This is a genomic window from Treponema parvum (assembly GCF_017893965.1).
Lineage (GTDB): Bacteria > Spirochaetota > Spirochaetia > Treponematales > Treponemataceae > Treponema_D > Treponema_D parvum.
This window is the reverse complement of record NZ_CP054142.1, coordinates 2,506,779-2,519,139: the sequence shown is the minus strand read 5'-3', so window position 1 is coordinate 2,519,139 and position 12,361 is coordinate 2,506,779. Positions and strand designations below refer to the sequence as shown.

The window sequence follows — 12,361 nt, the reverse complement described above, 5'->3', positions numbered from 1 at the left end:
GCAACGCGCATGATCTGAGATACGCATTATTTGCGGTAAATGAAAATTTTAACGAGGGATTATATGACAAACGACAATACTCCTGTGATAACCGAAATGAGAGTATATCCGGTTGCAGGATATGACAGCATGCTCCTTTCATTGAGCGGGGCTCACGCTCCTTTTTTTACGAGGAACATTGTTATAATAAAAGATAACGCCGGGCACACGGGGATAGGCGAAGTTCACGGAGGAGAAGCTATCACAAAGTACCTTGAAGACGCCGTTTCTCTGGTTGAAGGACAGCCCGTATGCAAGTATAAAACCGTAATCGGCAGGCTTAAAAACATTCACAACGAACGAGCAAAAAACAGCGACGGCATACAGAACCTCGATCTTACGAAGCTTAAAGACGTTGTCCACGCGGAATCGGCGGTTGAGGCGGCTCTTTTGGATCTTTGGGGGCAGTTTTTGGGGCTTCCGGTATGCGAATTGCTGGGCGAAGGCAAGCAGCGCGACGACGTCGTAGTGCTCGGTTACCTGTTTTATCAAGCCGACGGAAGAAAATTTGACGCGGATTACATCACCGAGGATAACGCTCCGAATGTGTGGTTTCGCCAGCGCCGTAAACCCGCTATGGATACTCAAGGAATACTTCGGCAGGCTCACGCCGCAAAAGAGTACTACGGATTTAAAGATTTTAAACTTAAAGGCGGAGTTCTTTCAGGCGAAAAGGAAATGGAAGCGATTGCGGCTCTGGGAAAAGAATTCCCCGATGCGCGCATAAACATCGATCCGAACGGAGCTTGGAAACTTGAAGAAGCCGTACGGCTTTGCAAGGGCAGCTGCCTGACGTATGCGGAAGATCCCTGCGGCACGGAAAGCGGATATTCCGGGCGCGAGACTATGGCGGAATTTAAAATGCGGACGGGAATTCCGACTGCAACGAACATGATCGCTACGGACTGGCGGCAATTTTATCATGCCGTCGTGGAAAAATCCGTAGACATAGTTTTGGCGGATCCTCATTTTTGGACTATGGCCGATTCCGTCCGTATAGGGCAAGTACTCCACGACTGGGGTCTTACGTGGGGTTGCCATTCGAACAACCATTTCGATATTTCGCTTGCGATCTTTGCACAAACGGCGGCAGCTTGTCCGAGCGTTACCGCAATGGACACTCACTGGATCTGGCAGGACGGTCAGCACCTCACAAAAAATCCTTATAAGATCGCGAACGGTAAAATTCACATACCCGAAGCGAGCGGTTTCGGACTTGAACTTGACATGGATGCGGTTTTAAAAGCGCATGCGTTGTATAAAAAGCTGCCTTACGGCGACAGGCGAGACGGAGTGGGAATGCAGTATCTCATACCCGGCTGGAAATTCGATTCCAAAATGCCTTGTATGGTACGCTAGTTTAAGCGGCCTAAGGCGGAAAATACTTTAATATTCGGTAATTTATGGCTAACAGAAAAGACGATAACAGTAAATACAATGTAAAAATAGTTTCTAGATGTCTTTCGATTTTTGACTTTGCGGCGCAGAACGACGGCCCGTTTTCAGTTCAGCAGATAATGACGGCGTTGGATCTTAATACCAACATGGCGTACAGACTTCTTACCACTATGACGACGGCCGGTTATTTGGAAAAGGATGAAAACACAAGCCTGTACACCGCGTCGCTCAAATTCGTTCATCTGTTCAACAGGGCGCTGTCTTCTCTGGATATAAGGAAGATCGCTCTGCCTTATATGGAAATGCTGAGCAAGCATTTTCCCAAGGCGAATATAAATTTGGCGCTTTTGTTTAATTACGAAGTTCTTCAGACTGACAGAATAGACAGTCAGTCCGATTTGCGCACTTATTTTACTCCGGGAAAGAAAATTCCGTTTTACGCTTCGGGGCTTGGTAAGGTTTTAGCTTCGGAATTATATCCTGAAGAGATAGAAAAGATGATAGACAAAGTCGGCGGCTTTAAGGATCTTACGGTACACACTATCGTCGACCATAGTTTACTTATGGCGGAATTGAAAAAGGTTCGCGAACAGGGGTACGCGATCGACAGGCAGGAGCTCATTCTTCACGACAACTGCAACGCGGCTCCCATAAGAAATTCCGCAGGAAAGATAATAGCTGCGGTAAGCATGAGCGCGTTCGACAACGCCATAACAAGCGAAGAAATGGACGCAAACATTCATTTTGTGTGCGACACGGCGCGCCAGATTTCTTATTTTTTAGGTTATACCGGAGTATAGTTTACGGATTTTCCGCCGCTTGCCCGAAAGGGCTTGTTTTAATATAATTAAAAAAAAAGCGCTCCATTAGCTCATCTGGATAGAGCAGTTGCCTCCTAAGCAGCAGGTAGTGCGTTCGAATCGCATATGGGGCAAATTCAAACTTACCGTAACGGGTTGAAACAGGCCGGACGGCGATACGCCGTCCGGCCTTAATTATGGTTCATAAGCCCGCGAAAATCTTTAGTTTTTGCGGCTGCTTTTTTCTATCGCTTCCCATAGACCTTCTATATAAGAAGCTCCCAAAGCTCTGTCGTAAAGACCGTAGCCCGGCATAGCCTTTTCTCCCCATATCATGCGGCCGTGATCCGGACGGATCGGGCCTTTGAAGTTTATGTCGTAAAGGGCCTTGCACATTTCATACAGGTCAAAAGAACCGTCGCAGGAAAGGTGAGCCGCTTCTTCGAAAACTCCGGGGCCGAAGTGGTGAAGGTTACGCACGTGCGCAAAATGGATGCGTCCGGGAAGAGCGCGGATAATGGCGGGAAGGTCGTTTTTAGGATTGGAACCTAAAGAGCCTGCGCAGAAAGTCAATCCGTTAAATGGAGCGTCCACAGCCTTCATCACCCTTTGGATTTTTTCAAGGCCTGTGATAATGCGCGGCAGTCCGAATACGGGCCATGCGGGATCGTCCGGGTGGATAGCCATTTTAATTCCGTATTTTTCGCACACGGGCCGTATGGCTTTTAAAAAGTAAACAAGGTTGTTAAACAATTTTTCTTCGTCGACCGATTTGTACGCTTCAAAAAGCTCTTTTACATGAGCAAGCCGCTCCGGTTCCCAGCCCGGCATTGCAAATCCGCCGGACGATGCGTTTGTCTGGTCGAAGAATGTTTGAGGATCGATTTCGTCGACTTTTTTTTGGTCGTAAGCTAAAACGGTAGAACCGTCGGGGCGTACCTTTGCCAAATCCGTGCGAGTCCAGTCGAAGACCGGCATAAAGTTATAGCACACAATGTCGATTCCATGTTTGCCCAAATTTTCCAAGGTCTTGATGTAATTGTCGATGTATTTATCGCGCTTGTCGTTCCCGATCTTTATGGCGTCGTGAATATTTACGCTTTCAATTCCTTCGATTTTAAGTCCGGAAGCTTCTACTTCGGCCTTTATAGACTTTATTCTGTCTTCAGGCCATAATTCGCCGGCCGGCATGTCGTATAAGGTTGTGATAACTCCGGAAACGCCGGGTATCTGCCTGATTTGCTGTAAGGTAACGGTGTCGAATTTTGAACCGTACCAGCGCAGTGTCATTTTCATGATTTAAGTTCCTCCTAAAAGTTTTCAGCATAATCCGATAATCGGATCGATAACTTAATCCATAATAACATACTAATATATTAGGCGCAAGTTAAAATTCGGTTTTACGAAATTCTCCCTTTAGCGCGGAGAAATTCGATCCCTCGTGCGGCTGGCAAGGCGGAATTTCAGCGATATGTATCGGCGGACAGAATATCCGAAAGCCGGTACACGTCGTTTACGCTTTCGACGGTAATGCCGCCCATACCGAGTTCCAAAGGAAGAGCTACGTCGATGTCGTAACGGTCGCCTACGGCAAGACAGTTTTGAGGGTTTGCATTTGTCTTTTCGGCTGCAAGCAAAAACGGCTCTTTTGCCGGCTTTGAAACTCCGCATATGTCAATACCTATGACTTCGGGGATAAAAGAAGAAATTCCCAGAATATCCAATGTCTTACGGGCGCAGACGACAGGGTTATTTGTAACACATATAAGAGAAAAACGTTCGTTCAATTCTTTGACGACGGTTTGTAATTTTTTGTCTTCCGAAAGAAAATTTTCAGGACGGATCAAATTTTTTCGCCATTCGATCGTACGCGAAATAGGGATTCCCAACGCGGCTAAGGTGTTTCCCAAGCTGATCTTTTGACCGTGATTTTGTTCGGCAAATTTTTTACGGTAGTGTGCAATACGCTTTTGCGCTTCTTCTTGTGAAATTCCTGCTTCTTGCCCGTATTTTATTATTATTACGTCCTGCTGATTTTTTTCATAAGCGGGATTTGTGTACAGCGTGGAATCAATGTCGAAGATCACGGTTTTAAGTTCTTTAGGAATTTTATAAATTTTCACGACTTCCCTCTCGGATAATATCTTTCTCCGCCTTTTACGATTGAAGAAGCGGCTTCCTGAATTGTTTTATAAAGCCCCAGCCCCTTATAGGCAAGGGCGGCGTCGCCTAAAAGTTCCGCATCGGGAATCGAGCACGTTTCAAATGTTTTTTCGACGATGTTTGCTTTCATCTGAAGCCACGCGGGGTTTTTCGCTTGTCCGCCGGTAATCCTGATTTCGTCGGCGATTTTTATTCCTTCTTTTTTTGCCGCTGCAAAAAGAATTTCATATCCGTTTCGAACTTCTTTTGCAAGAGCTTCCATTATTTTATAACCTTCGCAGGAAGGATTTTTGATGCAGCGCTCCGTCAGTTCCGCATAAGTCGCTTGCCTTTTTTCCGATATTTCAAACCGCTTTTTGTATTCGGAAAAGCGCCGTCCGCTTTTTGTAAACAATACTCCCGCATTCCAAAGTCCGCCGATTACGGACGGAAGAGTTCTTATATCGTCGCCGTATAAAGGAATTCCGGTGCAAAGATTTAAACCTTCGCTTGAACCGGCGCAGTCGCAGATTTTTCCGGGCGACAAGGTATCGGTTCCTATGAGCGCAACTATAAAATCCGGCGCTCCGCAAAAGACCGGGACAGGGCGTGGCAGGCCCAGCATGAGGTTCGCCTCTGAAAGGGTGTTGCCTGCAAGATAGGACGGCGGCACAAAGTCAGGCAGTTTTTCAGGCTCGATTTTAAAACGCCGCAGTTCCGCCTCGTCCCAATACGCCTCAACATAGCGTTTTTCGGGCAGTATGGAAAAAGCGTTGCCTGTCAAAACGTAGATTAAGTATTCGGGGCCTGAGAAAATTCTTTCGGAATTTTCCCACGCGAGTTTGAATTTACTACGGAAAGCTAAAAGCCTGGGGATAAAAAGCGATTTCGTTCCCAGCCGTTCCCTGCCGTATTCTTCAGGAATTTCGTCGTTCCACAAAAGCGTAGTTGAGTCCTGTGATACGACGGTAGGCCCGTTCCCCGAAACGCAGATTCCCGCAACCGTCTTTATTTTATCGCCGAAACTTTTTACCGCTTCCGACAGGGCGGGGAGCCATAAAGAAGAAATTTTAGAGCTGTTTGAATGATTTAAACTTCGGCGGGAAAAAGCCTTTGTACGGCCTTTTTCGGTAATAAGGGCGGCTTTGAGCGACGATGTTCCGATGTCTACGCACAATACCGTTTTATTTCGGTCTGAAAAGTTAAGAATGTTTTGTCCGCCCTGCAATGATTTATTTGAGCAGTTTTTCAATAATTCCACGGTTATCGAGCAAGCCGCTTATAGACTGGTTATGATAGACTCTCATAATTACATTGGCGAACAAACCGCTTACGTCCGTGCTTATGTACCATTCGCGCTTTAAAAGATCTTCATGATAAACCGCGTTCGTGCCTATGATTCTGTAAAAAAGTCCGTTTTTGTAAGCTTCGTCAAACTGTTCGATAGCGTTTCCCGTAAAAAAAGGCAGGCTTATGGCTGCGATAACCTTCGTCGCTCCTTGGGTTCTTAAATATTCCATCGCCTTGAGCAATGTGCCTCCGGTGCCGAGCATGTCGTCCGCCATAAACGCAACTTTTCCGTTTACGTCGCCGAGCAGTTTTATCGATTTTATATTTGTGCTGTGTGCGTCTTGGGTGACTATCGAATAATCGCGTTCCTTATATATCATGGCAAGGGGAAGTTTAAGCCCTGCGGCGTAAAACTTGTTGCGGTCTATAGCCCCGGTATCCGGCGAAACGACTATAAGATCTTCGGTTTTATTGTTCAAATCCACGCATTTTCCGAGCTCCCTTATTATCTGGTAGCTTGCGTGCAGGTTTTCAAGCTGCGTGAGACTGAAGGAATTTATAATTTCGCGGGAATGCAGGTCGAGAGTGATGATACGGGTAACTCCCATGTTTTCGTAAATATGACCGAGCATTCTTGCGGTAAGTCCTTCGCGGCCTTTCTTTTTATGCTGGCGGCTGTAGGGATAGACGGGAAGAACCAGAGTTATGGTTTTTGCGCCTGCTTCCTGAACGGCGTCTATGGTAACCAGCATGGAAATTACATGGTCATTTACGGAAAGCGATATTAAATTATTCCCTTCGTTTAAGGGAAGTTTTTCATGGTTTTCACAGTCTTGAAAGATGTAAACGTCTTTTCCGCGAATGGAGTCAAGAAGCTCCGTCTTAAATTCGCCGTTCATAAAATATGTAAAACGCGCTTTTACTTTAAAGATCGGAGGTCTGTAACCGTCGACGGAACCTCGCATGCAGACGTCGGACATCTGCACGTCGCTGTCAAGGTTTATTCTTCTGATGAGGTCGTTTTTTGTCAGTTGATAACGTTTGGAAATGACATCGGTTTTTAGTGCAAAGCGATGTTTGTACATATTGCGAAGATGTACTATGACGGCGTTAGCAAACGCTTCTCCGCCGGGACATGCTACAATCGCAAGATTGGTCGGTTCGGAATACGGCATTATTCAGACCTCACTTTATGCAGATAGTCAATAGTATCATATTATAAACTTCGCGGTCAATGAGTGCAGTAAATTGTGTGCACTCCGTATTTCCTCATGTAAAGATCTAACCCAAATGCGGTCCAAATGTGCCTATTCTAAAATTCTCTAATTTATATTATAATACATAGGGTTTGATTTTGCCTTGCAGCAAATATTGCCTGCAGGAATATAGAAATAGAGGGCTTGGTATGAGCACGGTAAACAGAAAATACAAGGCTTCTCCGACGGCGCGCTTCAAGCGAAAATTGAAACTGCCAAGCTGATGCGTGCGCATAATTACCCGGTCGCTGAAATTTGTGCGATGACAGGTCTTCCCGTTGAAGAAATTGAAAAGCTTTAGAAATGAACGGAAACTGCTATGTTACTAGCGGAATGTGACTACATCAATACGGACTTTGCAGTACAAAAATAACGGTGCCGCTGCGAGTATGACGGTTTTTTGAGAGAGGGGTTCCCTTGCCGCTTATGGAAAAGAAAAAGGAATTTGAAAATGCGTAAATTTATCACGATAATGATCGGGGCCGCTTCGCTAGCGGCGTTGCTGACTATAACCGCCTGCAAAGAACTCTTTGCAGACATAGAAGAGGATTTTTCGTATTGGGCGTCGGAACCCGTCATCACCGGTTTCAGATCCGCATCTCCGGCATCCGTGAGCGCGGCGGGCGTTCAGTGCGTACCGTCTGCAAGTCCTGCGGTGCTTACCTTTACCGTGCGCAATCCCCAAAGCTTTTCGTTTGTAATGCCGGGTACAGGGGCGCCTTCGGATATCGTAACTTTCGGAAGCGGTATACACGATGCTTTGGGAACGAATCCGCCCGCAGTTACCGCCGATTATACGCTTGTGCAAAGCGCTCGCGATACTTTGACGCTTACATATACATCGGCTTTTTTACAACGGTACGAGTACGGCGCCAGCAACATAGGAGCTGCGATCAAGCTTTACAGTACCGACGGCAGAAAGTTCAATCAAATTTATAAGTTTGATTTGTACGCGAACACCGCCCCTGCTTTGGAGTACGCGGGAATCGGAAAAACGCAGGTAGGAAGCGAATGGTTCTATGTGCTTATATTCCGCGCAAAAGATATGGGCACAATGATAGGCGGTCAGAGTGTCCATAAAGACATCGACACTATGAACGTTACGGCAGGCGGCGTTCCGTCTGAGATTCCGCTGAGCTTTAACGCAACCAAGACGGATTTTGCAACGGGCGGAGATCTTTTAGCGGCAGGCACGGTAGCCTCGTTGGACGGTTCCTCGCTTCCGTCGCCGACCGCGCAGGATTGGATTCTCCGCTTAAAGACCGATGTAAAAGTCGGCGGCCCTGAAAAAGTGTACGATGTCAGCATAAAAGACACGCAAGGCTTAAGTTCCGCAGTGATACGGGCAAGCACCCAAAGAAGCAAGCTGGCCGATGTGAAATTATTTGACGGCTCAACCCCAATAACGGGAACAACGGAGAGCAATCTGGAAGAATTCTCCGGCATAAGCGGCAAAACCTTAACGGCAACGGCAACGGCCGCTCCCGCCGGAACGACCATAACGGGAAGTATCGCAAAGTTCGACGGCAGCACGTGGACACAGATAAGCGGCGGAACGGTAAGCGGCACAACGCCTGTTACGGTAAACTTACCGGCGCTTGGGACGGGCATATACGAAGAGCGTTACAAAATTACCCTAAAAGCCCAATTAAGCGGTTATGACGACAGCGACCCAAAAGAGTTTTTTATTAAACTGGTACGGTATGAAGTTCCCGTCCTTAAAATAAAGCAGGACTTTCACCAAAGCGGCGATAACTCTTTGTACTGTATCAGTGCAGCCGCTAAAGCCTATGTTACAGAAGACGTCATTCCCGATGAGACTCAGTATAATAGCTCTGCAAACCCGCTGGTTATTTACAGTATGCTCAACCAAGGCTGCAAACTTGAACTGAGCGCGGACGCAGGTGCAACGGTAAAGTATAAACTGAACAGCGGCGCCGAACAGTCGGCACCGGCGCCGGCGGAAATAACGCTATCCGGCGGTGCACACACACTTGAAGTATGGACTGTAAGGGGCGCAATAGAAGGGCCGCACACTACCGTACATATTAAGGTGGTAGACGCCGTAAACGCCTACGGCGAGCTTAAAAACGTTGTACAAAACACTCCCGAACAGGGTACGGGGCCCGGCCAGCATGATTATAACACTTTCTTCATAAACATTAAAATCGGCGCCAACCTGACCGCCGATACCGAAATAGCCGTAACCGGCGGCAAACGCCTGATGCTGTCAAGTTCGTCAAGCGGTACCGTCCACACCGTAGACGCAAATAACAGTAGGCGCATCTTCAAAGTAAGCGGCACCGGCACGGGGCTTATACTGGAGAACATAAAGCTTGAAGGAGGCTATGCCGCCGACGGCAAAGGCGGGGCGGTTTATGTCGAAGCCGGAGGTACGCTTGGGCTGACAGAGAAAACCGTCATTACGCCGTCAACCGCACCTGACACAAACACGAAGGGCAAAAACGACGTGTATCTTGCAAACGGCACTTTGATTAAAGTAGACGGTGCTTTGACGAGTGCCAATCCTATTGTTGCCCGCATTACACCCGAACAGTACACAGACGGGATTGCATTACTTCACGGCGGTAATTTATTGAATACCTACACCAAGTTCAGCGTAACACAGCCTGCAGATGCAGCGAACCTATGGAAAATAAAGAGCGACGGAAGACTGCAGGCAATACCCACAATCATAAACGGCGGTTCCGGCTCCGGCGCATGGCAAAGGCTCAAAGAAGCCGTGCAAGCACTCCCCGAAGGCAGCACTATCACCGTAAACGGCACAATTACAGCGACAAACGATAGCGGCGACGACGACAGAGGCGTAATAGACATCGACAAAAACCTGACGATAAAGGGAAAAACCGGAGCAAGCTCGGACATACTTAACGCAGACCGCGACAGCCTCGGCTCGAATGCGCACCGTATATTCACCGTTCAGTCCGGCAAAACGCTTACCCTTGAAAATCTGACGCTTAAAAACGGCCATGCAGCAGGATGGTCCGAAGCCGGGTGCGGCGGGGCAATTTATACAAAGGGCGGTACCGTCACGATGAAAAACTGCACGGTTACCGGCAACAAGGCAAAGATAATAGGAGGGGCTGTTTATGCGGAATCGGATGGAAGTACTCCAGCTATCGTAAAAGTCAGCGGCGGCACCATCGGCGGAGATACGACTATGGCGCAAAACCTATCGTATCTAGGCGGCGGCGGAAAGGGCGGTGGCGTCTATATAAAAGGCACGGGCAGCTCTTTAACTTTATCCGATAATGCCTCCATTACCGGCAACAGAGCTTCTAACGGCGAAGGCGGAGGCGTGTATGTAGGAAGCGGAGCAACGTTTATGCTGGAAAGCGGTGCAATCACGAACTGCACCGGAAATCAAAAAAGCGGTGCCGGCGTGTATGTAGAAACAGGAGCGGTTTTTAAGATGAAAGGCTCCTCATGCGTTACTCCCACGACGGACGACAACGATGTGTATTTGGCCAACAACTGTAAGATAGAGCTTGTCGGCTCCTTGACAAGTACGGCTCCCGTTGCCCGTATTACGGTACCGGATGCGAACTACGCTGCGACTACGCAGGTGCTTGACGGCGATATAACAAGCGGCACACCGGCGAACTACACCAAGTTCACCGTAACGCCGCAAACTTTACCTGCTAAAAAATGGATAGTAGATGAGCACGGCAAGCTTGCAGAGGTGATAGGAGGAGGCTCCGCTTCCATTCCTACCGCTAAATGGACAGCCTTAAAAAACGCAGTAGAAAGTGCATCAGACGGTGATGTTTTTTACATTGAAGGAGAGTATACTATGCCGGTCGGCAGTGATACCATGGTGCCGGCTGCCAACTGTACAATAAGGGGTACAAATAACGCCGTATTGAATGCTGATAACAAAGGTACAATGATTAGTGTTCATGTCGCCGGTATACAAAATATGACTCTTGAAAATTTGACAATAAAAAACGGTAAGGATGATAAGTTTGCCTTATCGGCATCTTGGGGTTTCGAATTTTACTTAAAAAATGTAACGGTAGAAGATACTAAAAAGATAATAGAGTCAAATTCAGGCGATGTTATTTTTGAAAATGTAAAAGCCCATGATACCGATTCTATAATAGAGCTTGGAGGGCTAGGTCATACTAATGGTAATATTCTCTATTCTTATTTGACGCTACAAGGAGATACGGATATAAAAGGAACTGTTAAGCTTATTTTTCCACACACTGGTGTTAATTATAGCGGTGCTATCAAGATATGTGATAAAAAATCGTATACACTAACACTTGATTTCGCTGGGTATTATAATACGGCTAAAGACGAACAAGTAGTCTTTTTGGATAATTCTGTTACAGGTTTTTCATTGGCACAGGCGGTACGAAACATAACCGTAAAACCCGATGGAACTGATCAGTATTATATTGATAATAACGGTTGTCTTAAAAAAAGGCCGTAGAAAATTGGTAATTGCCTTAATTACAAATTACCCATTGATAAAACTTTGACGAGGAGGAATATATGACAAAATCTAAAACTCACAACAAGAAGGGAGCCGCGGCAATCGTTACAGTCGCAGTTTTGGCGCTCATTGCGCTGTTTGGTATGGCCGCGTGCTCGAATGCGGCGCAATCCGGTACGGGAACAGGCGGAAGTACGGCACTGCCCGAAGCCCCCTTTGTCGAAGGCGGCGCCTCCCTCATCTTAAGTCCCGACAAGCTCGACATCAAAGTTAAGGTAACAACCTCAGACGGTTCCTCCGTAACGGTAGAAGGCTGCGAAGAAACAACGCTTACAAGCGGTGCCAGAACCGTGCTGCATGCAAAAGGCAGATTGGTAATTCTCAAAGGCAATATCAAAGAGCTGGATTTCTACAAGAATCAGCTGACTGCCCTTAATGTGCAGGGCTTAACCGATTTGCGAACGCTGGACTGCTGGGGCAATCAGCTTACCGAACTTAACGTGCAGGGCTGCACCGCTTTACAAGAGCTGAAATGCGGCTTCAATAAACTAACCGCTCTTGACGTGCAGGGCTTAACTACTTTGCAAAATCTGTTCTGCCCTTTCAATCAGCTTACCGTTCTTAATGTGCAGGACTTAACCGCTTTGAAAGAGCTGACGTGCCACGGCAATCGGCTTAATGCAGAAGCCTTTACCAAGCTCTTTACCGATTTACCGCAGAGGGCGGATAGTGATCGTGCAAATTGCGTTCTTTATATCGAAAAGCCCGGCTTTACTGACGACAACCATATTGATTTTACCGCTCCGCCGGATTTAGCAGCGGCCTTTAATAATGTAAAAACAAAAAAAAGGTGGGTTATGCTTAAAATGACTGTAGATAATATTGGGAAACTACATTGGATTGGGCTTTAATAAACCGCGGAATTACTCTCCGTCCCTAGAGGCGAGCTCAAAATCTGTCAGCGGATTTTGAGC

8 protein-coding genes and 1 tRNA gene are annotated in these 12,361 nt (G+C 47.0%); 5 read left to right on the top strand and 4 right to left on the bottom strand.

What is annotated here, in order from left to right:
- Positions 1-63: 63 nt before the first annotated feature.
- The 3 genes from HRQ91_RS11120 to HRQ91_RS11110 all read left to right on the top strand — a co-directional run bounded on the left by HRQ91_RS11120 (position 64) and on the right by HRQ91_RS11110 (position 2,371).
- Positions 64-1,398, top strand: a complete 1,335-nt coding sequence (locus tag HRQ91_RS11120; RefSeq protein ID WP_210119595.1) for an enolase C-terminal domain-like protein — start codon at positions 64-66, stop codon at positions 1,396-1,398.
- Positions 1,399-1,442: 44 nt separating this feature from the next.
- Positions 1,443-2,237 carry an IclR family transcriptional regulator gene (locus HRQ91_RS11115; protein WP_210119594.1) on the top strand — a complete coding sequence of 265 codons (795 nt, stop codon included), beginning with the start codon at positions 1,443-1,445 and terminating at the stop codon, positions 2,235-2,237.
- A gap of 60 nt (positions 2,238-2,297) precedes the next feature.
- Positions 2,298-2,371 (top strand) — tRNA-Arg (locus tag HRQ91_RS11110).
- 88 nt (positions 2,372-2,459) lie between these two features.
- On the opposite strand, the gene uxuA is transcribed toward HRQ91_RS11110, so the two are convergent.
- The 4 genes from uxuA to prs all read right to left on the bottom strand — a co-directional run bounded on the left by uxuA (position 2,460) and on the right by prs (position 6,844).
- Positions 2,460-3,533 carry a mannonate dehydratase gene (gene uxuA / locus HRQ91_RS11105; RefSeq protein WP_210119593.1) on the bottom strand — a complete coding sequence of 358 codons (1,074 nt, stop codon included), beginning with the start codon at positions 3,531-3,533 and terminating at the stop codon, positions 2,460-2,462.
- A gap of 167 nt (positions 3,534-3,700) precedes the next feature.
- Complete coding sequence (locus HRQ91_RS11100) at positions 3,701-4,360, bottom strand: HAD family hydrolase (RefSeq protein ID WP_210119592.1); 660 nt, start codon at positions 4,358-4,360, stop codon at positions 3,701-3,703.
- Complete coding sequence (locus HRQ91_RS11095; RefSeq protein WP_210119591.1) at positions 4,357-5,640, bottom strand: xylulokinase; 1,284 nt, start codon at positions 5,638-5,640, stop codon at positions 4,357-4,359. The genes HRQ91_RS11100 and HRQ91_RS11095 overlap by 4 nt, the downstream gene beginning before the upstream one ends.
- Positions 5,612-6,844, bottom strand: coding sequence for a ribose-phosphate diphosphokinase (prs, locus tag HRQ91_RS11090; protein ID WP_210119590.1), 1,233 nt, complete (start codon positions 6,842-6,844; stop codon positions 5,612-5,614). Before prs ends, HRQ91_RS11095 begins: the two co-directional genes overlap by 29 nt.
- Positions 6,845-7,376: 532 nt before the next feature.
- Here prs and HRQ91_RS11775 point away from each other — a divergent pair.
- Positions 7,377-11,384: a hypothetical protein gene (locus HRQ91_RS11775; protein ID WP_246473228.1), complete on the top strand. Its 4,008-nt coding sequence runs from the start codon at positions 7,377-7,379 to the stop codon at positions 11,382-11,384.
- A gap of 62 nt (positions 11,385-11,446) precedes the next feature.
- Entirely contained in the window at positions 11,447-12,298 is an 852-nt protein-coding gene (locus HRQ91_RS11080; protein WP_210119589.1) for a leucine-rich repeat domain-containing protein, read from the top strand.
- Positions 12,299-12,361: the final 63 nt, after the last annotated feature.

Coding starts and splice junctions, on each gene's coding strand:
- HRQ91_RS11120 (WP_210119595.1), top strand. CDS start 64: ATGACAAACGACAATACTCCTGTGATAACCGAAATGAGAGTATATCCG.
- HRQ91_RS11115 (WP_210119594.1), top strand. CDS start 1,443: ATGGCTAACAGAAAAGACGATAACAGTAAATACAATGTAAAAATAGTT.
- uxuA (WP_210119593.1), bottom strand. CDS start 3,533: ATGAAAATGACACTGCGCTGGTACGGTTCAAAATTCGACACCGTTACC.
- prs (WP_210119590.1), bottom strand. CDS start 6,844: ATGCCGTATTCCGAACCGACCAATCTTGCGATTGTAGCATGTCCCGGC.
- HRQ91_RS11775 (WP_246473228.1), top strand. CDS start 7,377: ATGCGTAAATTTATCACGATAATGATCGGGGCCGCTTCGCTAGCGGCG.
- HRQ91_RS11080 (WP_210119589.1), top strand. CDS start 11,447: ATGACAAAATCTAAAACTCACAACAAGAAGGGAGCCGCGGCAATCGTT.